Raw genomic sequence first — 21,552 nt, forward strand, 5'->3', positions numbered from 1 at the left:
CCGCCTCAGCGGGTCAGTACCGCGAGGCCGATCACCAGCAGCACGATCCCGCCGGCGATCAACAGCGCCGGCACCCCCGAGCGGGTCTTGCGCGGAGCGCGGCCCTGGCGGTTGCCGGGTACGGCCTGCCCTCCCCGGCCCTTCGAGCGGGCGCTGCCGACGGGCCTAGCGCCCTTGAGCTTGTGCGATGCCATGACTCACTCCTTGTTGAATGCACGAACGCCACGACCCTAGCACCGCCTCGGCGCACACTCCAGCCAACCGTTTTCCGCCACCGCCGGGGCCGGCATAATCGCTGCTCTTGCCTCCAGCCAGGGAACCGCTCGGATGCCCAGCAAAGCCCCCATCACCCGCGCCTACTGCGTCCAGCTGGACGAGGTGCTGTCCATCGCCGAAGCCCGGCGGGCGTACTTCTCCCTGCCGGAGCCGCGCAGCCGCTTCGACTTCCTCTGCTCCAACCCCGCCTGCCGCGCGCTGGGCACCAAGGTGACGGCGGCCAACTACGACAAGCAGCCGAACGAAACCTACAAGGCCGCCCACTTCCGCGAGAACCCCCACTCGCCCCACGCCCCCGACTGCGAGTGGATGCGCACCGAGGAGGAGGACGCCGAAGGCCGCCTGCCCGGCGAGAGCGAAGCCGAGGCCCGGCTGCGCCAGGCGCGGCGCAAGCTGCACGACTACATCGACGTGTTCGAGCCCCTGGCCGAGCGCCCCGCGGCCGGCCAGGAGCCTGCTGCAGCCACCAAGCCCGCACCGAACCCCGCCCCTGCCAAGCCGCAGGAAGGCGCCGGCACGCCCCGCCAGCGCGCCTCCGCCAACCAGCGCACCAGCAGCCTGGAGCGCCTGGTGGAGTGCTACCGGCAGGCACGGCTGGAGCTGTCCGACGAGGACTTCAAGGCCATGCGCCTGCGGGTGGTGGGTGAAGGCGAGATGCCCCTCGCCGCTTACTTCAAGGCCATCCGCTACGCCCGGCTGGGCAATGCCAACCGCGTGCTGCAGGGCGGTGCCTTGCTGGTGGACCGCTACGGCAGCGGCTTCAAGCTGAAGTTCTACGACCGCATCGACAACAAGCCGGTGTTCCTCTACATCGCCAAGGAGCAGATGGACGCCTACCGCTTCCGGGGTTACCTCGACAGCCTGCTGCGGGAGGAGGTGGACTACTTCCGCGTGTTCGCCATGGGCGAGCTGGCGCTGTCCCCCAGCGGCAAGAGCATCGACCTGAAGGTGGCGGACCTGCGCCAGCTGGTGCTTATACCGGGCATGAAGAAGAAGGTCTCCACACCGGAGGACTGAGTCGGCCCTCAATGTTGCGCCAGCAGCCGCGCCAGGGCCTGCAACGCATCCAGCAGCAGGGCCCGCTGCGGCCCGTCGAGGCGGATGTAGCGACGGAAGGCCGGCATGCGGTTGACCACCTCGCTGGCCCCCATGTGCTCCAGGCGCACCTGCCAGGTGCTGCCCGTGCGCTCCAGCTCCAGGCGCTTGAAATCCAGCGGCATCAGCGCCGCCTTCAGCGCCGGGTCGCTTTCCAGCGCGTGCACCAGCGCCTCCAGCGTCTCGCCCTGACCCGCCATGCGGCGGATCGCCAGCCCCTCTCGACGTACCAGCCCGGTGTGGCACAGCGCCAACCGCGCGGGGCCCTCCTCGCGGGACGGCACACAGAGGGAGAACTCCACCAGCACCAGGTGCATCAACAGCTCGGACTGGGTGCGCTCGCGGGCCTCGAACGGCACCCCGTCCGCCGTCACGAAGCGCGCCAGGCCGGGGCCCAGCGGCTCGCAGTCCAGCCCGGACAGGTCGCGCCGCAGGTGGGCCAGGGTCACCCCCGGGCGGTAGCCCGAGGGTGCGCGGTTCCAGCCCAGCCGGTCAGACAGCCTTTGCAACATGGCCCGGGAACTCCGCAGGGTGAATGCCCGGCTCGTGGCTGAACTCCTTCGCCAGGATCTCCTCCACCGGCACCGGCCGGAACGGGTTCACCCGCTGCACCACCAGGGTCCAGAACAGCGCGTAGGCGGCGGTCAGGCTGAGCATCACGGCAAAGGGCACGTAGACGTCGCTGCGGCTCATGCCTGGCGGGGCGATGAACCACAGGCCGATGAGGATGCCGACGCTGGAGACGATCTGCGGCAGCGGGAAGAACGGCGAGCGGTAGGCACGCGGCAGGTCCGGCCGACGCAGGCGCAGCAGCACCACCGAGATCGTCACCAGCAGGTAGGCCGTGCCCCAGGCGCAGACCGCCGCGAGGATCAGCGGCACGATGTTGTCGGCATTGCCACCCAGGTAGGCCGCGTGGGCGCAGGGAATCAGCATCGCCACGGCAATGCACAGCACCGGGGTCTTGAAGCGCGGGTGCAGGTAGGCGAAGACCTTCGGCAGCGCGCCATCCACCGCCATGCCATAGAGGATGCGCGGCACCCCGGCCATCAGGGTGTTGATGGTGGCCGCCCCGGCGAAGAGGAAACCGATGCCCAGCCAGATCGGCCCGATGTCGCCCATCACCTGCTGGGCGAAATGCGGAATGGCCATCGGCGTATCCAGCAGGTGCACGCCGGTGGCCTCGTCCAGCAGCACGTTCTCCACCTGGCGCTTCATCGCCGCGCCGTAGATGAACATGCACGAGGCCACGCCACACAGGCCCAGGGCCATGGCACGGGGCATGGTGCGGGCGGAGTTGCGCAGGTCCGGCGCCAGCGGGGTGACGAACTCGCAGCCGACGAACATGAACATCGCCATGCCCACCAGGGACAGCACGGTGACCACATCGGTGCCCACCAGGGAGGCGCCGAACCAGCCGTCCAGCTCGACCGCCGGCGCGGCCAGCACCCCGAGCACGCCGAACACCATCAGCGTGGTCCACATGCCGAAGGTGAGGATCACCTCGGCCTTGCCGAACACGCTGACGCCAAAGGCATTGAGGATGCCGAACACCACCACGAAGCCCACGCCCAAAAGCCAGGAACCGCCTGCCGACTCGGCCAGGGTGTTGAGGTGCTCGAAGTTCACCAGCGCCATCACCCCGGAGAGGATGGTTTCGGCGGTGCCGGCGAACACGTGGACGATCAGGTAGGCCGCAATGGTGCCGGTGATGGCGAAGAAGCGCCCCATGCCGCAGGAGATGTAGTCGTACACCGAGCCGGTGGTGGGGATCATCGACGCGGCTTCGGCGAAGGTGGTGGACTGCGCCAGCATCATCACCAGGGCGATCAGCATGGCGATGGCGAAGGCGCTGCCGCCGATGCCGAAGCCCATGGTGGCGGTGAGGATGACCGGGCTGGCCATGATCAGGCCGATGGTACTGGCCAGGGCCGTCGGGAAGCCGACCGAGCCTCGGCTCAGGTGCACGCTGAGCTGTTCATTGAGCGACATGGTGGGTGGACCTCGGAGTCTGTTGTTCTGATTTGTCGTGACACCGGCCTGGCCAGAGCATGAAGGCAACCCCCGTTCCCCTATCAGCCATTCGGCGCATCGCCAGGCCCGTCTGTCGCCCCCACCGGGCTGCGCAAAACCGGCGCAACGGTGCAGGGTCCGGGTCACTTTGCCCCCGCCCCGCGCCAGCGTCTTGCCCCTGCGTGCCGCCCCTCTTGTAGCTGGCTGACATCCGCCAGGCCACGTCCGGCGCGGTCAAGCGCCTGGCAGGGACGGACAAGACGGCCCAGCCCCATCGGCGCACAAATGCCCCCGCCGTCGCCCCGCGCCACGGCATGCCAACCCACCACGGGGCCGACGCCCCGGACGCACAACACCACGCAAGGGAGACACACCATGGGGCACCCGATCCGACTGCACAGGCTGGCACAGGCCATCGCCCTGGGCGCGGCCCTGCTCGCCGCCAGCCAGGGCGCGCGCGCCTACGAGTTCTACGCCGATGAAGACACCCACCTCAACGCCGACCTGCTGGCCGTCTACGGCATGATGAACAGCCGCAAGAACTACGACGGCACCTCCGGCGGCTCCACCTGGCGCGAGGGCTTCATCAAGTACGGCGTCAGCGGCACCCAGGGCCTGGCCGGCAACGGCACCCTCTACGGCGCCCTCAACTGGGTCAGCTCGGCCACCTGGGGCGACGGCGACCCGGCGGGCAACACCCTCGGCCGCGAGCGCACCACCAAGATCGAAGACGCCAACCTGGGCTGGCGCTCCGCCAACCTGGTGCCGGCGCTGGGCGAGGACGGCATCGACGTCTCCTTCGGCCGCCAGGTGGTCAAGCTGGGCACCGGCTTCCTCATCAACGACGACGGCCCCAACCTCGGCCAAGGCCCGGCCGACGGCGCCCTCGACCGCGGCGGCGCCTACTACATCGCCGCCCGCCACGCCTTCGACCGCACCGCCGTGCTGCGCCTGGGCGGCCAGGACGGCCTGCACGGCAGCGTGCTCTGGCTGAAGTCCGACAACCGCGCCCAGGCCGAGACCGAGCTGGCCGCCGGCACCCTCGACTACACCGGCAAGGCCGGCACCCTGGGGCTGACCTGGATCCACGGCCTCGACGTCACCGACCAGTGGGCCAGCGACTTCCAGAAGCAGCGTGAAGGCATGGACATCTACAGCCTGCGCGGCGAAGGCGATGCCGGCATCGAGAACGCCAGCTTCGGCTTCGAATACGCCTGGCAGAACAAGGACGCCGGCCGCGAAACCGCCTGGTACACCGAGGCTGGCTACACCTTCGCCGACGTCGCCTGGGCGCCCAAGCTCACCTACCGCTACAGCCGCTACTCCCAGGACTGGGACTCGATGTTCAACGGCTTCTCCAGCGGCTACGGCACCTGGTTCCAGGGCGAAGTGGCCTCCAACTACGCCGGCCCGTTCAACCGCAACACCGGCATCCACCATGTCGGCCTGAAGGCCAAGCCCCTGGAGAACCTCACCCTCGGCGTCCTGTACTTCGACTTCAACACCCTGGACCGCCACGAGCAGCTCAACCTCGACGGCCGCGAGCTGGACCTGTACCTGGAGTGGGCGGTCAACGACCACCTGCTGATCAGCCCCCTGGTCGGCCTCTACCGCCCCGACCGTGACGAAACCAGCGGCGGCAACCAGGTCGGCGGCAACGGCACCAACGTCTACAGCCAGCTGACCCTGGCCGTGATGTTCTGAAGAAACGGCGCGGAGCGCGCCAGCCGCTCCGCGCCCTTCATGGCGGGAATCCGCCATCAAAAAGACCGAATATGGCGGTTTTCCGCCACAGCACATCCCACCCCTGACGCACAGCCCAGCGTCCCCGCGCCTTCCCGTCCCGCCACCCCCTGGCACAACCCTTGCTCCACCTGAGGCCGCGAGCCAACAAGAACGACAGTCAAGCCGCGCCCTTTGCACCACCTCCAACCCCGGGGATGGCGCCTGGACTCTCTTGTTGTCTCCAAAGGAATGATGGAACGACCGTTCCAACCCAGAACAACAAGAGGATGCATCCCATGTTCAAACCTGCTCTGAAAGCCCTCGCCTGTGCACTCGCACTGGGCGCCGCCGGTCTGGCCCATGCGGCTGACCCCATCGTCATCAAGTTCTCCCACGTCGTCGCCGAGCACACGCCCAAGGGCCAGGGTGCGCTGCTGTTCAAGAAGCTCGCGGAAGAGCGTCTGGCCGGCAAGGTGAAGGTCGAGGTCTACCCCAACTCGTCGCTGTTCGGCGACGGCAAGGAAATGGAAGCGCTGCTGCTGGGCGACGTGCAGATGATCGCCCCGTCCCTGGCCAAGTTCGAGCAGTACACCAAGCAGGTGCAGCTGTTCGACCTGCCCTTCCTGTTCAACGACATCCAGGCCGTTGACCGCTTCCAGCACAGCCCCGAAGGGCAGAAGCTGCTCAAGTCCATGGAGAGCAAGAACATCACCGGCCTGGGCTACTGGCACAACGGCATGAAGCAGCTCTCGGCCAACAAGCCGCTGCGCGAGCCCAGGGACGCCCGCGGCCTGAAGTTCCGCGTGCAGGCCTCCGCCGTGCTGGAAGAGCAGTTCAAGGCCGTGCGCGCCAACCCGCGCAAGATGAGCTTCGCCGAGGTCTACCAGGGCCTGCAGACCGGCGTGGTGAATGGTGCCGAGAACCCCTGGTCGAACATCTACTCGCAGAAGATGCACGAGGTGCAGAAGTACATCACCGAGTCCAACCACGGCGTGCTGGACTACATGCTGATCACCAACACCCAGTTCTGGAACGGCCTGCCGGCTGATGTCCGCAGCGAGCTGGAGAAGATCACCGTCGAAGTCACCGAAGAGGTGAACAAGCAGGCCGAAGCCCTCAACCAGGGCGACAAGCAGCGCATCATCGACGCCAAGACCAGCGAGATCATCGAACTCACCCCCGAGCAGCGCAACGAATGGCGCGAAGCCATGAAGCCGGTGTGGAAGAAGTTCGAAGCCGAGATCGGCCCCGACCTGATCAAGGCCGCCGAGGCCGCCAACCAGGCCCCGTAAGACCACCACGGGTGCGGGCCGCAAGGCCCCGCATCCGTCGTCCTTCCTGCCATCGGGAGAATCTCCATGAACGCCCTCCGGCGCGTCTGGGACCACTTCGAGGAGGCCTTCATCGCCTTCCTCCTGGCGGCCATGACGCTGGTGACCTTCGTCTACGTCATCCTCAACAACCTCTACACCCTCTTCTACAACCTGGCGGACCGTTGGGAGTCGGCCAGCGAAACCCTGTTCGGCATCGGCGACTCCATCCTCGCCATGGCCCAGGCCATGACCTGGAGCAACTCGCTGACCAAGGCCCTGTTCGCCTGGCTGATCTTCTTCGGCCTCGCCTACGGCGTGCGCACCGCCGGCCACATCGGCGTGGACGCCGTGGTCAAGCTGTTCCCCCGTCCGGCCCAGCGCATCATCGGCATCCTCGCCTGCCTGTGCTGCCTGGCCTATGCCGGGCTGATGGGCACCGCCAGCTTCGAATGGGTGCAGACCCTGTTCACCGCCGGCATCGGCGCCGAAGACCTGGGCCACTACGGCATCCAGCAGTGGCACATCGGCCTGATCCTGCCCCTGGGCTTCGCCCTGGTGTTCATCCGCTTTGCCGAAGTCCTCGTGCGCATCCTGCAGGGCCGCCAGACCGGCCTCGGCCTCGCGGATGAAGCCGCCGAGGCGGTCAAGCTGAGCGACCACGACGACGGCACGCACAAGGAAGACTCGAAATGACCGTCCTGTTCCTGTTCTTCCTGCTGTTCCTGCTCATGTTCATGGGCGTGCCCATCGGCGTGTCCCTGGGCCTGGCCGGCTCCGTGACCATCATGCTGTTCAGCCCGGATTCGGTGCGCTCGCTGGCCATCAAGCTGTTCGAGACCTCCGAGCACTACACCCTGCTGGCGATCCCGTTCTTCCTGCTGGCCGGCGCCTTCATGACCACCGGCGGCGTCGCACGTCGGCTGATCGACTTCGCCAACGCCTGCGTCGGCCACATCCGTGGCGGCCTGGCCATCGCCGCCGTCATGGCCTGCATGCTGTTCGCCGCGCTCTCCGGCTCCAGCCCCGCCACCGTCGCCGCCGTGGGCTCCATCGCCATCGCCGGCATGGTGCGCTCGGGCTACCCGCAGTCGTTCGGCGCCGGCATCGTCTGCAACGCCGGCACCCTGGGCATCCTCATCCCGCCGTCGATCGTCATGGTGGTCTACGCCGCCGCCACCGAGACCTCGGTGGGCAAGCTGTTCATGGCCGGCGTCGTGCCCGGCATCATGCTCGGCGTGGTGCTGATGATCGCCATCTACATCGTCGCGGTGAAGAAGAACCTCCCCGCCCTGCCCCGCGCCACCTTCCGCGAATGGCTGACCGCCGCCCGCCGTGCCATCTGGGGCCTGCTGCTGATGGTGATCATCCTCGGCGGCATCTACTCGGGCATGTTCACCCCCACCGAAGCGGCCGCCGTGGCAGCGGTGTACTCGGCGTTCATCGCGCTGTTCGTCTACAAGGACATGACCTTCCGCGAAGTGCCGAAGGTGCTGCTGGAGTCGGGCAAGCTGTCGATCATGCTGATGTTCATCATCGCCAACGCCATGCTCTTCGCCCACGTGCTGACCACCGAGCAGCTGCCGCAGCAGATCACTGCCTGGGTGCTGGATGCCGGCCTGACGCCGGTGACCTTCCTGCTGGTGGTGAACATCGTGCTGCTGATCGCCGGGGCGTTCATGGAACCGTCGGCGATCATCCTGATCCTCGCGCCCATCCTGTTCCCCATCGCCATGAAGCTGGGCATCGACCCGATCCACCTCGGCATCATCATGGTGGTGAACCTGGAGATCGGCCTGGTGACGCCACCGGTGGGGCTCAACCTGTTCGTCACCTCCGCAGTGACCGGCATGCCGCTGACCCAGACCATCCGCGCCGCCATGCCGTGGCTGCTGATCCTGCTCGGCTTCCTCGTGCTGGTGACCTACGTCCCCTGGATCTCCCTGGTCCTGCCCAACTGGATCGGCATGAACTGATCCCCGAGAAAGCCCGGCCCTGCCGGGCTTTCTGCGTTCAGGGCGCGCGATCTTCCAGCGCCAGCACCATCGGCTGGCACACCAGGCCACGCTGCTCGAACACCTCGCCCGTGCAGGTGAAACCGAAGCGCCGATAAGCCTCCACCGAGGTCAGCGAGGCATTCACCGTCAGCCCCTCGGCCAGCACCGCCGGCACCACGGCCTGCACCAGCGCCCGGCCGATGCCCTGCCCCTGGCAGCCCGGGTCGACGAACAGCATCGACAGGTGCCGCTGCTCACGCAGCTCCACCACCCCGACCACCCGCCCCGCGTGCTCGGCCACCCACAACCGATTACCCCCGGCCTGCCGCGCCGCGAATGCCTCGGGCTGCGCCAGCGCCTCGAAAGTGGCCACCCCTTCCGCCCCCAGTGTCGGCGCCACCCGGCCACGGAACGCCGCCAGGCACACCGCACTCGCAGCCGGCAAATCATCGGAACGGGCAACACGCACGAGGGCCATGGTCATCATCCTTGGGGCTATCAGTCCGGCCCACCAACCTACGCGGCGCCTCACGTCGCTTCAAGCAAGCTCCGACACAGCGAGCCCAAAGCGCATGCTGTGGTCGTAACTGGCTCAGAGGGTCGGGCAGCGAAACTCGCCCCTTCAGGAGGCCGAGCGGAATCGTCGTGGAAGGGGTTGAGCGACATGGATGTCGCGAGAGCGCTGCCGGGCCAGGGATGGCCCGTCAGCGCGGGCCCCTGGAGCGACGATGGAGGGAGGGAGGGAACCCGACGCAGTCGGGCTGGATGCAGGGGCAAGTTTTTTGGTTCCTTTTCAACGACTGTGTACGGACCGGAGACATGGTGGACACATGTACGGGGACATGGTTGACGCATTATGGACTGCACTCAGGGTCATTCAGGTCAATGGTCCGAAGTAGTTGGTGGCAGAAGTACACATCGAACAAATGTTCGGCATCTGAGTGCGGACGTATTGCTATCACTTTCCCAGCCAATCCCTTGGCAATGCGGAAGTAGCGTTTTCTGAAGCGGAAACGGCTGTGGTAGACCTTCGCCAGCACATCATCCAGACCGTACTCGAACTCTGTTGGTTGTTCGGGATACTTCCAGGGGCTCGTCCGATAGCGGTTGATAGGAACCTGGTAAGACAGGGCCTCATGCGGACGCTGCTGGTTGTAGATCTCCCGCCAGCGATCAAAGGCTGATTGGGCTTCAGCCAGATCATGGAAATGCCGACCCTTGAGAACTTCCAGTTTGAGGGATCGGTGGAAACGCTCATCCTTGCCATTGGTTTGCGGATGGTAGGGACGGCTGAAGCTCAGTCGAATTCCCAGGCTGACCAACCAGACACCAAGCTCCGAAAGCTCGCCAGGGTTACGCGGGGAGCCCCAAGGCGCGCCATTGTCGGTGTTGATTCTCTCTGGCAAGCCGTATCGCCTGAACACTTCTATCAGGCGTTCCTGAACTGTCTGTCGTCTCTCATTGGCACACGCCTGAATGGCGAGGCTGAAACGAGAGTGGTCGTCGATCAGCGTCAGGGGATGGCATTGGCCTTGGTGGGTTTGGAAGTGCCCTTTGAGGTCCATTTGCCAAAGGTCGTTAGGCGCTTCGTGCTCAAAGCGTTGCCAGGGCTTCTTCGCTTCCGATGCAGGCGATTCGACCAAATTGTTGCGATGCAGGATGTTCGTCACCGTACTGGGCGCAACACAACAGCCCAGAGCATGACTGATCTTGCGCCCACCCCAGGCTGGATGTGCTCGTCGAAGGGCCAGCACTTGCGCCTCGATCTCTGCAGACGCTTGCCGAGGGCTACTGCGCGGTCGCCGGGATTGCTCCTGTAAACCCGCAGCGCCTTCCGCGACATATCGCTTTAGCCATTTATAGGCTGTTTGCGGGCTGATGTTGAAACGACGGCACAGCTCCCTTCGGTTGCTGTCGGGAAGAAGTGCCAGGGCAATGAACTCTGCTTTTAGGCCCATAGCGTCTCTCGTGTTCCAAGGCATGGTGGTGACCCGGCAAGGCTGGCTTGCCGGAAAGTGTCAACCATGTCTCCGCACACCCGTCAGCTATGTCTCCGGTCCGTACAAACGACTGGAAAAGGGACTCGCTCGGGAGAGCGAAACGGGAAACATCACCAGAACGCGGTGATCGGCTTGGCCACGAACTGACCGACAACGCGGCACTGGTAAATAAAAAAAGCCGCCGGTGACCAACACGGCGGCACAAAAACTGAAAAACGGAGCGCTGATGAAGTAAAGCCTGCCGCCCACGAGCGGCAGGCCCACTATCGCCCAGCCGCCATGGGCTGGCTTGACCCTGCGTGCCAGTGCTGTTGCCGCTGGGTGACGGGGCGCTGCCCCTGCACGCAGGGTCATGTGCGCCTGGCAGGCAGAGTCAAGCCGGGCCGCAGCGGGGTTCGTAAGCTGGGGAACGCCCTTTCCGGGCCATCCCTGAACTGCCTCGAACCCGGAGCCGCCCGTGAGCCACGCACTGATTCCCACCCTGCCCGCCGTCGACGCCTTCGTCGCCCGCCACCACGCCTCGTTCATCGACGGCGCCCAGCAGCAACCCGCCCAGGGCACCCTGCGGCCGATCCACAACCCCGCCAGCGGCGAGGTGCTGGCACAGACCGTCCAGGCCGACCTGGACCAGGTGGATGCCGCCGTGCAATCCGCCCGCGCTGCCTTCCGCTCCGGCGCCTGGAGCCGCCTGGTCCCGGCCGAGCGCGAGCGGGTGCTGCTGCGCTTCGCCGACCTGGTGGAGGCCCACGGCGAGGAACTGGCCCAGCTGGAAACCCTCAACCAGGGCAAGTCCATCCACCTGGCCCGCGCGGTGGAAGTGGGCGCCTCGGTGAACTACATGCGCTACATGGCCGGCTGGGCCACCAAGATCGAAGGCCAGACCCTCGACGTGTCCATCCCCGTGCCCGCCGGCGCGCGCTTCAACGCCTACACCCGCCGCGAGCCGGCCGGGGTGGTGGCCGGCATCGTGCCGTGGAACTTCCCGATGATGATCGCCCTGTGGAAGGTGGTGCCGGCGCTGGCCTGCGGCTGCACCATCGTCATCAAGCCGGCAGACGAGACTCCCCTGACCGCCCTGCGCCTGGCCGAACTGGCGCTCCAGGCCGGAGTGCCGGCCGGGGTGTTCAACGTGCTGGTGGGCGGGGCCGACGCCGGGGCCGCCCTGGTGGCCCACCCGCTGGTGAACAAGGTGTCCTTCACCGGCTCCACCGCCGTCGGCCGCAAGGTCGGCCACGCGGCGCTGGACAACCTGACCCGCTTCACCCTCGAACTGGGCGGCAAGAACCCCATGCTGGTGCTGCCCGATGCCGACATCGACCAGGCCGTGGCCGGCGCCATCGGCGGCGGCCTGCTCAACCAGGGGCAGGTGTGCGCGGCGGCCTCGCGCCTGTACGTGCATGCCAGCCGCTACGACGCCTTCGTCGAGGCGCTCTGCGCCGGTGTCGCCGGCATGAAGGTCGGCCCCGGCCTGGACCCGGAGGCGCAGATCAACGCACTGGTCTCGCGCCGCCACCAGCAGCACGTCCTGCATCACCTGGGCCAGGCCCGGGAACAGGGCGCGCGGGTCTGCATCGGCGGCGGCCAGCCGGACCTGCCGGGCTTCTTCGTCGAGCCCACCGTGTTGGCCAACGTCAGCCAGTCCATGACCCCGGCCCGTGAGGAAATCTTCGGCCCGGTGCTGTCGGTGCTGCCCTGGACCGACCTGGACCAGGCCGTGGAGATGGTCAACGACAGCCCCTACGGCCTGGCCGCGAGCATCTGGAGCAACGACCTGGGCCGGGTGATGGACCTCATCCCGCGCATCGAGGCCGGCACCGTGTGGGTCAACAACCACGTCCCGGTGGACCCCAACCTGCCCTTCGGCGGCTACAAGCACTCCGGCATCGGCCGCGAGTTCGGCCGCGCCGCCATCGAAGGCTTCACCGAGCTGAAGTCGGTGTGCATCACCTACTGATGCCCACGGGCCGCCCTCCGGGGCGGCCCATGCCTCACCCCCGCAGCCAGAGGAACCAGCCCAGCAGCCAGCGCCAGGCGGCCGGCGCTTCCGCCGGCAGCGCGCCACTGGCCTCGGCATGGCGCAGCGCCCAGGCACGGGCCTGGCGACCGTCCCGCAGTGGGCTCCCGCGTCGGCGATAGACCTCCACTGCCAGCAAGCCCATGGCAGGCAGATGGCCCCCCTCGGCGGCCTGCAACAGGTGGTATTCGGCGGCGGCCCAATCGAGGGGCTCGCTGAGCAGTTCCAGCTCGCCACAGAACCCGTGCAAGGCGCTGATCACCGCCGCGTCACCGGCGTCGCCGGGGTGTTCCAGGTAATTCCAGGCGTGCTGCCGGGCCTCCAGCCACAGGCGCTCGGCGGCGGCTTGGTCGTCCTCGGCCAAGGCCTGCTCGGCCAGCAGTTCCACCAACGCCCGGGTGGCGGCGCCATGGCCGTCGGCGGCCGCGATGCGCCAGTGCTCGCGGGCGGCGTCCAGGTCCACCGCTGTGCCCTGCCCCTCACGGTGGCAGCGCCCCAGCAGGTAGCGCCCCTCGTGGTGCAGCGCCTGGGTCGTGCCGGTCACCGCAACCAGGTAATCGGCCGCCGCCAGGGCCCGCGCGCCATCCACCGGGCCTGCAGCCGGGTCCAGCCACAGGCGTGCCTCCAGGGCCGAGGCCTCGAAGCCTTCGTCCAGCTCAGGCTCCGACGCCCGCACCCGGGCCACCCAGTCACGGGCCGCCGGCAGGGCCTCATCACCGCCCGCGCCTTGCAGCGCCAGGCGCGTCAACTGCAACCAGGCGCCCGCGCTCGGCGTGCCCGTGCCGCCGTCCAGTGCACAAGCCCGGCGGGCCCAGGCGTAGGCCTCCGTGGGGGAAGCGGCCAGGCGCGACAGGGCCAACGCGGCCTGCAGGTCGCCGGCCTGGTAGCGCGCCTGCCAGGCCGCCTGGGCACTCTGCCGGGGCTGGCCGGGGCGGACGAAACAGGGCTGTGCCTGCCCCGCCTCCCAGGCCTCGGCCGGTACGTCCTGCCCACGGCTCCAGGCCTCGAGCAGCTGTTCGCGGGTGTCGTCATCCAACCGTGGTAGCCAGAACGATTGGCCCGCCAGGGCGCTGAAGCAGCCCTCCAGCGCAGGTTCGCCCGTTTCCCGCCACAGGCGCAGGCCCAGGCTGAAACCCTCGGGGCCGTCGAGGCGTTCGAAGGTCAGCAGCAGCGGCTGGTCCGGCAGCTCCAGCACCTCGACCCCGGCGTGCCAGCCGGGCAGCGCGGGCTCGCCACGGGCCAGGCTCCAGAGCTGCTGGCGGTCCTGCTCATCGGTTCGCTTCAGCCAGCGCTGGCTGCCGTTGCCCAGGGTTTCCACCAGCCCCGGCGACGGCGGCACCCACTGCCGTTCGCGTTCGTCGATCACCGCGCACCCCTGCTGGTCGCGCACACGGATCAGCAGCCGCGGCGCGCCGGGCTCGCCACCGCCCTCGGCGATCCACGCCGCCAGGCTGCCGTCCGGCTCCGGCGCACTGCGCCAGGGGTCGACCGGCAACGGCGCGGCCCCCTGGCCGAGCCCCAGCGGTTCGATCTCCGTGTAGCGCGGGGCCACGCGCCAGTCGCCCAGCGCCGGCAACAGGCCGTGCAGGCCGTTGCGGGTCACCCGATAGATGCCCTCGGCCTGCAGGGGGTGCTGGTAGGGCTCGTAGCAGTCCACCTCGTCCCATTCGCAGGGCACCGCCTCGCGGCCGTCGATGCCGACCCAGCCCTGGCGGCCGTCCCGCCCTACGCGCCAGCCGCGATGGTCATGCTCCTGCCGCCACTCCACCTGGTCGTAGCGGCAGGCCAGGCGCTCCTGGCCCTGCTCGTCCAGCAGGCCCCAGCGGCCCTCCGCCATCACCCAGGCCAGGCCCGGGGCATCGAAGGCGAGCGTGCCACCGAAGGGCCGTGTGTCCTGGTAACGGGGCGGCACCCGCCACTGACCGTCGAGGTCGAGGAAGCCGTAGTGCGCACCCTCCCGGGCCCGCAGCAGGTCTTCGGTCTCCCGGCGCAGCTCGTGGAAGCGCGGCGGCAGCCGCCACTGGCCGCTGGGAATGTGCATCAGCCCCAGCAGGCCGCCCTGGCTGGCCACCATGTGGTCGTCACAGGCGCTGTCCACCACCGCGTCGAATTGCGGGGCCAGCAGCAGCTCCACCGCCGGTTCGATCTGCAGCACACCCCACAGCGCGCCCTGGCGTACCCAGACGCGGATGAAGCTGTGGCTGTCCGGCAGGATGGCGTCCCAGCGCGGGGCCTCGTGCCAGGTGCCGTCCGCCTGGTTGACCAGGCCCCAGCGATCACCCTGGGCGTGAGCCCGGTAGCTGTGCTCCCACCAGGGGTCATGTTCCACCGGCTCACAGGGCGGCAGCGCCGGGAAGGGGTGCTCCAACGCGGCGAACCCATCCAGTTGCCCCAGGGCCTCGAACCAGAGGTGGCGCAGGGTGCCGAAGCCGAACCCACGGTGCCACTCGCCCAGCGCCTCGAAATCCATCACGCCGGTGAGGCGGTGCAGGTCCGCCGAGCCATCGGCCAGGGCCTGGAGCCGGTCATCGGCATTCCAGCGCCAGAAGCCGCTGCGCGAGGGGGCGTTGCGGTCGAACGGCCCGGAAACGGCATCCAGGTCACCCTGCAGCCAGGCCGTGTCCTGGCCCTCAGCTGCCGTCCGCAACCACGCCTCCACCGCCCCCAGGCACAGGCCCAGGGCGGGCACGCGGTAGAACTGCGGGTGTGCCTGCAGCCACTCGCTCAGCCGCTGCCAGTTGGCCAGGGCCTGTTCCAGCGATACCCGCAGGCCAATGACCGGCACCTGGTAGCCCGCCGTGGCCGGGGTGACGGCCGGCACCTCGCGGGCACCGCCCAGCAGCACCAGCCACAACGCCGGGACCTCGCCACAGAAGGCCACGCAGCGCGGCGGCGCCTCGTCCTGCCCGAGGTGCAACCAGGCGCCCGAAGCCGCCTCCCATGCCATGCCCTGCTCCATGCCGTCATCCCCCCTGAGGGTCTGCGAAAAAACGCGCAATGATGGCGCGGTGCGGGCAGCGCCACCAGAGCGCCGCCCCTGGAAATGCGAAGGCGTCGAAGCTTCGCAACTTCGGCGGTTTTCCTGCCGGCCAGGGCCGCACTATCATCACGCCGTGGCTATGGGCGTCCTTCCTTCTACCTTTGAAACTAGGGTGCCCGCTTTCCACACCGCCCACCGCCTGGTGGGCTTTTTCATTTCCAGGAGCTGATGTGAACGGACTCTTCCTGCGGCGCAGCCGTCGTTTCGTACTGGAGCCCGGGGCCGGCGGTGCCAGCCCGAGGGACGTGGTGATGGTGCAGCAGGAGGTGGAGAACCTCGGTTTCGTGCTCGACGAGCCCCTGGTGGAGCGGCTGGCCACCCAGTCCACGGCGCAACTGGCCGAGGTGCTGGTGGAACTGCGCACCACCCTGGCCGCGCTCACCGGTGCCCACCGGCAGTACCGGCCCCTGTTCCCCGAGTTCCCCCGCAGCGTGCGCCAGGTGCCCGAGTACGCGCTGTACCAGCGCGCGGTGCAGCACTACCTGACCCTGCTTCGCGAACACCCGGCCACACCGGACGCGCCCGTGCCGTTGCTGCACGGCCGCGCGCCCCGGCTGATCCGCCTGGGCAGCGTGGCCGAGCGCGAGGCGATCTTCACCCGCCTGGCCGCCTCCAGCAGCTCGCTGTCGGTGGAGGACCGGGACGACCTGCGCACCTTCGTCAGCGTCTATGGCGAGGGGGTGATGCGGCTGCTGCCGGCAAGCATCCCGTTCAAGGAAAACCTCGCGCTGATCGCCGCGCTGCTGCTGCGCCATGGGCCGTTCGATGGCGCCGAGGCCTTTGCCCGGGCCCAGCTGCGCACCGCCACCGATGTGCTGCGCCTGGCCGTGTGCCTGTGCGAGGGCGATGCCTCCCTGGCCCAGGCCTGCCGCTTCAAGGGCCTTGCACGGCGCGAGCGGCGCCTGCTGCTGGGGCTGCTGGAAGCCTGCCCGGCGCCGGTGGAAGACATGCTGCGCTGGAAGGAACGCTGGAAGCGCCTGGGACGCCTTCCAGGTGCTGCGTGAAGACCGCCCCTTCGAAGGGTTCAACAGCCGCGTCGAACAGGCCCTGGCGGCGGGCCACAGCGCCGACGCCACCCGCCTGCTGCGCACCCGCCCCGGTGAGCTGGCCCGTCGGCTGGACCACCTGCTGCGCAGCGGCGACCAACCCGAGGACGTCCTCGCCACCTTCGCCCGCGTGGCCGAGCAGGTGTCCACCGCTGTGCTGCTGCAGGCCCTCGCGCATTTCCAGCACCGCGGCCAGGCCGCACTGCGCACCTTCTTCCCCAAGGGCGACGCCGCCCGCGCCTGGTGCACGCCGGAGCAACGCGCGGCACTGCCGGGCACGCTGCGCACCCAGGTCATCGCGCACCTGCGCGCGGCCCTGGTGGCGCGCTTCGCCACACGCCCTCCGCTGGGCCGCTGCTACCTGGATCCGGCGCTGGCAGACCTGAAGGTGCCGCTGGCCCAGCGCTCGGCCGCCAAGGCACTGCGCACCCTGGTGCGCGGCAGCCGCCTGCCGCTGCCGGACACCCGTTTCATCCGCCTGTTCCTCTGGTGGACCAACGGCCGCGAGCGCACCGACATCGACCTCTCGGCGGCCTTCTTCGACGGCGGCTTCGGCTACCGCGACGTGGTGTCCTTCTACAACCTGCGCCACTACGGCGGGCACCACAGCGGCGACATCGTCGACGCTCCGAAAGGCGCAGCGGAATTCATCGACCTGGACCTGGAGCTGCTGCGCACACGCGGCATCCGCTTCGTGGTCACCTGCATCAACAGCTACACCCGGCAGCCCTATTGCGACCTGCCGGAGTGCTTCGCCGGCTGGATGGCCCGTGACCAGGTGAACTCCGGCGAGCCCTTCGAGGCACGCACCGTGGAAGACCGCCTGGACCTGGCCAGCGACCAGCAGACCTGCCTGCCGTTCATCCTCGACCTGGAAGCGCAGCAGGTGATCTGGACCGACATCGGTCTGGGTGGCTACCCGCGCTGGAACAACGTGGCCAACAACCTCAGCGGCATCGCCCTGATGCTCCGGGCCATGAGCGACCTGGCCACGCCGGACCTCCACACCCTGTTCGAGCTGCACGCCGAGGCCCGTGGCAGCGAGGTGGACGACCCCGCCGAGGCCGACCTGCGCTTCGGGCCCGACGGCGACATCGACCCGCTGGACCTCGACCGCATCCGCGCCGAGTTCCTCTGAGGCGCGCCCCACCCGGGGCGTGCACGGCCTTTCACACATTTTTCAGGCCGCTTAAGCCAGGTTTCAGACAAGGGGTTCAGGCTGTGTCCATCTCCCGCCACCCGGACCCTTGCCATGAACAGACTCCTCACCACCTCCGGCCTCGCCAGCGCCCTGCTGGTCTCGGGCATCGCCCAGGCCCGCGAAGTCACCCTGCAGGCCGACCTCACCGACTACAGCGGTAACGACGCCTACCTCGCGGTCTACCTCACCAATGCCCAGGGCCAGTACCAGCAGACCCTCTGGGTCGCCGGGAAGAAGGCCAAGTACTACCGCCACCTCACCGACTGGGCCCGCGGCAGCGGGCTCAAGGCCAGCGAGTTCGACGGGCTGACCGGCGCCAGCGTCGGCAGCGGCGGCACCCTCAAAATCAGCGCCGAGGTGGCGGACAACCTGATCGACGCCGGCTACCAGATCCGCATCGACAGCGCCGTGGAAGACCACCGTGACGTGCGCGCCGACGTGGTGGTGCCGCTGACCCGCGACGGCGCCGGAAAGCCGGTGAGCGGCAACGGCTACGTGCAATCCCTGCGCTACGACCTCTGACCGGAGGGCACCCCCATGCTGCGCAAGACCCACGCCCTGCCCGGCCTGTTCGCCGCCCTGCTGGTGATGCTGATGGCCCTCAGCGGCGCCCTGCTGGCCCTGTCCCCGGTGCTGGACCAGGCCAGCGTGCCCCGCGCCGAGGCCCCCGTGAGCGTCGCCCAGTTGGCCGGCCAGGTGAGCGAGCGCTTCCCCGACGTCGAACAGCTGCGCCAGCTGCCCTCCGGCACGCTGGTGGTGCACTACCGCCGCGACGGGCAGGCCCTGGCCGAACGGGTCGACCCGCAGACCGGCGCCAGCCTCGGTGCCTACGCCCCGTCGCCCTTCTGGCGCTGGGTGCGCGAACTGCACCGGGCGCTGCTGCTGGGCACGCCCGGCCACGCCGGCGCCGCCCTGGGCGCCCTGGCCATGCTGGTGCTGAGCCTCTCCGGCGCCTGGCTGCTGGCCCGGCGCATGGGCGGCTGGCGACGCCTGTTCGCCCCGCTCAAGGGCAGCCTGATGCAGCGCTGGCACCTGCAGGTGGCACGCGCCTCCCTGCCGGTGCTGCTGCTCACCGCCTGCACCGGGCTGTACCTGGCGGCGGGCACCTTCGGCCTGGTGGACGACGGCAGCGGGGCGGAGCCGCCCTACCCTGAGCTGCAGGCCGATGCCCGCCCCGCTCCGGTGGACCAGCTCGGCGCCCTGCAGACGCTGCCCCTGGCGCAGCTGCGCGAGCTGACCTTCCCCAGCCCCGACAACCCCGGCGAGCCCTACGGCCTGAGCACCCGCGACGGCGAAGGCTACGTCGACCCGGCCAGCGGCCAGTGGCTCGGCTTCCAGCCCTACAACACGGCCCACCAGGCTTATGAATGGGCCTGGCGCCTGCACACCGGCGAAGGGCTTGGCTGGCTGGCCGCCGTCCTCGGCCTGGCGGCCCTGGGCGTACCGCTGATGACCCTGAGCGGCGTGCAGATGTGGTGGCGCCGGCGCAGCGACCGGGTGCGGCTGGACGACAACCACGCGGCCGAAGACGCCGACTGCGTGGTGCTGGTGGGCAGCGAGCACCACAGCACCTGGGGCTTCGCCCGCACCCTGGCCGAGGCCCTGGCGAGCGCCGGGCACCGCGTCCACTGCGCGCCGATGAACGACCTCGCGCCCCACTACCCCCTGGCCCGCCAGCTGCTGGTGCTGACCGCCACCCACGGCGACGGCGCGGCGCCGGCATCCGCCTCGCGCTTCCTCGAATGCCTGGCCCGTGACGGGCTGCAGGCCGACCTGCCGGTGGCCGTGCTGGGCTTCGGCGACCGCCAGTTCCCGCGCTTCTGCGCCTACGCCGAAGCGGTGGATGCCGCCCTGCAGGCCCAGGGCGCCCGGCCGCTGCTGCCGCTGGAGCGCATCGATCGCCAGTCGCCGCAGGCCTTCCACCGCTGGGGCCTGGCCCTGGGCGAGGCCCTGGGGCACCCGCTGCAACTGGAGCACCAGCCCAGCGCCCCCGCCAGCCAACCGCTGGAACTGATGGAACGCCGGGTCTACGGCGAACAGGTGAACGCGCCCACCCAGGTGCTGCGCTTCCGCGCGCCTTCCGGCAGCGCCGCCCTGCCCGCCTTCGAGGCCGGCGACCTGGTGGGCATCGTCCCGCCCGGCAGCGCGATGCCGCGCTTCTACTCCCTGGCCAGTGGCGCCGAAGACGGCGTGCTGGAGATCTGCGTGCGCCGGCACGAAGACGGGCTGTGCTCCAGCCTGCTGCACAGGCTGCCCATCGGCGGGCAGGTGCAGGCCTTCATCCAGCCGAACCCGCAGTTCCGCCCCGCCAGCGGGCGCCACCCGGTGATCCTCATCGGCGCCGGCACCGGCATCGGCCCGCTCACCGGCTTCATCCGCAACAACCGCGAGCAGCACCCGATGCACCTGTACTGGGGCGGTCGCCACCCGGCGTCGGACTTCCTCTATGAGGACGAACTGCGCGGCTACCTGGCCGACCAGCGCCTGACCCGGCTGTGTGCGGCCTTCTCCCAGCATGCCGAGCGCCAGCACGTGCAGGACCGCTTGCTGGGCGACGCACCGGTGCTGCGCCAACTGCTGGCCCAGGGCGCCCAGGTGCTGGTGTGCGGCGGCCGCGACATGGCCCAGGGCGTGATGCACGCGCTGGACCGCGTACTGGCCCCGCTGGGCCTGGACGTGAACCACCTCAAGGCACAGGGGCGCTACCGTGAAGACGTCTACTGATACCCCGCCCCGAGTGCGCGCGACCCTCAGCGGGCCGACCATGGGCAGCCGCTTCACCGCGCTGTTCTACACCGAGCCAGGATGCGACCTGGAGCTCATCCGCCAGGCCCTGGCCGAGGCGGTGGAGCGCGTGGAGCAGCAGATGTCGCTGTGGCGGCCCGACTCCGAACTGAGCCGGCTCAACGCCGCCCCGCTGGACACCTGGCTGCCACTGTCCCCGGCGTTGCTGCGGGTGGTGGATGCCGGCCTCAACGTCGGCCTGCTCTCCGCCGGGGCCTTCGACATCAGCCTCGGTGCCCCCGTACAGGCCTGGGGGTTCGGCCCGCTCGGCACGGCGGGCGCCCCCGCGCACCCGCACCGGCGCGGCGCCCTGGAGCTGGACCGCGCCGGCAGCCGGCTGCGCAAGCATCACCCGCTGGCGCTGGACCTCAACGGCATCGCCAAGGGCCATGGGGTCGATCGCCTGGCGGAGACCCTGGACGGCTTCGGCATCCCCGCTTACCTGGTGGGCATCGACGGCGAGATGCGCGCCCGTGGCCGCAAGCCCGACGGGCAGCACTGGGCCGTGGCCCTGGAGCAACCGCTGCACGGCCGCCGCGAGGTGCGCGGGGTGGTGGAATTGCAGGACGCAGCCATCGCCACCTCCGGTGACTACCGCCACTGGGTCGAGCAGGACGGCGAGCGCCTCGCCCACACTTTCGACCCGGCCACGGCGGCACCCCTGCGCAATCCGCTGGCTTCGGTCAGCGTGATCGCGGCCAGTTGCATGCTGGCCGATGCCTGGGCCACCGCGCTGATGGTCAGTGGCCCCGAGCACGGGCCGAAGCTGGCGCAGGCGCGGGGACTGGAGGCGATCTTCCTGATCCGGGAAGGGAATGGGGTGCGGGAGGTGACGGTGTTCGAGGGGCGGATCGAGGCAGGTGATGCCGCACCTTCTGAGCCCGGCACCGCTTCGTAGTGCCCATCGGGTTGGCCCCCCTCTTCCCTATCCCCTGACGGCAGGGCGCCGGGGCTCACGGATCAGCGGGTGGCTGCAGCACTCGATAGCCAGCCGCGCAACACCGGGGAACAGGCGAAAAAAAGCCCCGCACACAGGCGGGGCTGAGAGCAC

At 69.2% G+C, this 21,552-nt stretch carries 17 protein-coding genes; 11 read left to right on the forward strand and 6 right to left on the reverse strand.

Going from position 1 to position 21,552, the window contains the following annotated elements; genetic code table 11:
- Positions 1-5: 5 nt before the first annotated feature.
- Positions 6-194: a hypothetical protein gene (locus PotMrB4_RS19865; protein WP_107331784.1), complete on the reverse strand. Its 189-nt coding sequence runs from the start codon at positions 192-194 to the stop codon at positions 6-8.
- 133 nt (positions 195-327) lie between these two features.
- On the opposite strand from PotMrB4_RS19865, the gene PotMrB4_RS19870 reads away from it, so the two are divergent.
- Positions 328-1,293: an ATPase gene (locus tag PotMrB4_RS19870; RefSeq protein ID WP_172434295.1), complete on the forward strand. Its 966-nt coding sequence runs from the start codon at positions 328-330 to the stop codon at positions 1,291-1,293.
- A gap of 8 nt (positions 1,294-1,301) precedes the next feature.
- Here PotMrB4_RS19870 and PotMrB4_RS19875 read toward each other — a convergent pair whose 3' ends face one another.
- Positions 1,302-1,883, reverse strand: a complete 582-nt coding sequence (locus tag PotMrB4_RS19875; RefSeq protein ID WP_172434296.1) for a DUF3156 family protein — start codon at positions 1,881-1,883, stop codon at positions 1,302-1,304.
- Positions 1,864-3,363, reverse strand: a complete 1,500-nt coding sequence (locus PotMrB4_RS19880; RefSeq protein WP_107331650.1) for an APC family permease — start codon at positions 3,361-3,363, stop codon at positions 1,864-1,866. The genes PotMrB4_RS19875 and PotMrB4_RS19880 overlap by 20 nt, the downstream gene beginning before the upstream one ends.
- Positions 3,364-3,759: 396 nt before the next feature.
- Between PotMrB4_RS19880 and PotMrB4_RS19885 the strand changes: the two genes are divergently transcribed.
- The 4 genes from PotMrB4_RS19885 (at position 3,760) to dctM (ending at position 8,395) form a co-directional block, all read left to right on the forward strand.
- Positions 3,760-5,088 carry an alginate export family protein gene (locus tag PotMrB4_RS19885; protein WP_172434297.1) on the forward strand — a complete coding sequence of 443 codons (1,329 nt, stop codon included), beginning with the start codon at positions 3,760-3,762 and terminating at the stop codon, positions 5,086-5,088.
- A gap of 317 nt (positions 5,089-5,405) precedes the next feature.
- Positions 5,406-6,401 (forward strand): C4-dicarboxylate TRAP substrate-binding protein DctP, encoded by a 996-nt coding sequence (gene dctP / locus PotMrB4_RS19890; protein WP_160481620.1) that lies wholly within the window; start codon positions 5,406-5,408, stop codon positions 6,399-6,401.
- A 66-nt stretch (positions 6,402-6,467) separates the two neighbouring features.
- Positions 6,468-7,115, forward strand: coding sequence for a TRAP transporter small permease (locus PotMrB4_RS19895; RefSeq protein WP_172434298.1), 648 nt, complete (start codon positions 6,468-6,470; stop codon positions 7,113-7,115).
- Positions 7,112-8,395, forward strand: a complete 1,284-nt coding sequence (gene dctM, locus PotMrB4_RS19900; RefSeq protein WP_044412203.1) for a C4-dicarboxylate TRAP transporter large permease protein DctM — start codon at positions 7,112-7,114, stop codon at positions 8,393-8,395. The genes PotMrB4_RS19895 and dctM overlap by 4 nt, the downstream gene beginning before the upstream one ends.
- A 37-nt stretch (positions 8,396-8,432) precedes the next feature.
- Here the strand turns inward: dctM and PotMrB4_RS19905 are convergent, their stop codons facing one another.
- Positions 8,433-8,894: a GNAT family N-acetyltransferase gene (locus PotMrB4_RS19905; RefSeq protein WP_044412206.1), complete on the reverse strand. Its 462-nt coding sequence runs from the start codon at positions 8,892-8,894 to the stop codon at positions 8,433-8,435.
- Positions 8,895-9,270: 376 nt separating this feature from the next.
- The gene (locus tag PotMrB4_RS19910; protein ID WP_172434299.1) at positions 9,271-10,398 is read right to left on the reverse strand and encodes an IS481 family transposase; all 1,128 of its coding nucleotides are present in this window, start codon (positions 10,396-10,398) and stop codon (positions 9,271-9,273) included.
- A gap of 475 nt (positions 10,399-10,873) precedes the next feature.
- On the opposite strand from PotMrB4_RS19910, the gene PotMrB4_RS19915 reads away from it, so the two are divergent.
- Positions 10,874-12,370 (forward strand): aldehyde dehydrogenase family protein, encoded by a 1,497-nt coding sequence (locus PotMrB4_RS19915; protein WP_172434300.1) that lies wholly within the window; start codon positions 10,874-10,876, stop codon positions 12,368-12,370.
- A gap of 34 nt (positions 12,371-12,404) precedes the next feature.
- Here the strand turns inward: PotMrB4_RS19915 and PotMrB4_RS19920 are convergent, their stop codons facing one another.
- Complete coding sequence (locus PotMrB4_RS19920; protein ID WP_172434301.1) at positions 12,405-15,377, reverse strand: WG repeat-containing protein; 2,973 nt, start codon at positions 15,375-15,377, stop codon at positions 12,405-12,407.
- A gap of 263 nt (positions 15,378-15,640) precedes the next feature.
- On the opposite strand from PotMrB4_RS19920, the gene PotMrB4_RS28315 reads away from it, so the two are divergent.
- The 5 genes from PotMrB4_RS28315 to PotMrB4_RS19940 all read left to right on the forward strand — a co-directional run bounded on the left by PotMrB4_RS28315 (position 15,641) and on the right by PotMrB4_RS19940 (position 21,399).
- Positions 15,641-16,474, forward strand: coding sequence for a hypothetical protein (locus tag PotMrB4_RS28315; protein ID WP_232060742.1), 834 nt, complete (start codon positions 15,641-15,643; stop codon positions 16,472-16,474).
- The gene (locus PotMrB4_RS28320; RefSeq protein ID WP_232060743.1) at positions 16,464-17,654 is read left to right on the forward strand and encodes a TerD family protein; all 1,191 of its coding nucleotides are present in this window, start codon (positions 16,464-16,466) and stop codon (positions 17,652-17,654) included. Before PotMrB4_RS28315 ends, PotMrB4_RS28320 begins: the two co-directional genes overlap by 11 nt.
- 114 nt (positions 17,655-17,768) lie before the next feature.
- Positions 17,769-18,239: a DUF2271 domain-containing protein gene (locus tag PotMrB4_RS19930; protein WP_044412218.1), complete on the forward strand. Its 471-nt coding sequence runs from the start codon at positions 17,769-17,771 to the stop codon at positions 18,237-18,239.
- A gap of 15 nt (positions 18,240-18,254) precedes the next feature.
- The gene (locus PotMrB4_RS19935) at positions 18,255-20,441 is read left to right on the forward strand and encodes a PepSY domain-containing protein (protein WP_172434302.1); all 2,187 of its coding nucleotides are present in this window, start codon (positions 18,255-18,257) and stop codon (positions 20,439-20,441) included.
- The gene (locus PotMrB4_RS19940; protein WP_232060744.1) at positions 20,425-21,399 is read left to right on the forward strand and encodes an FAD:protein FMN transferase; all 975 of its coding nucleotides are present in this window, start codon (positions 20,425-20,427) and stop codon (positions 21,397-21,399) included. Before PotMrB4_RS19935 ends, PotMrB4_RS19940 begins: the two co-directional genes overlap by 17 nt.
- The last annotated feature ends 153 nt before the right edge of the window (positions 21,400-21,552 follow it).

The organism is Metapseudomonas otitidis (genome assembly GCF_011397855.1).
In the GTDB taxonomy this organism is placed as follows: domain Bacteria; phylum Pseudomonadota; class Gammaproteobacteria; order Pseudomonadales; family Pseudomonadaceae; genus Metapseudomonas; species Metapseudomonas otitidis.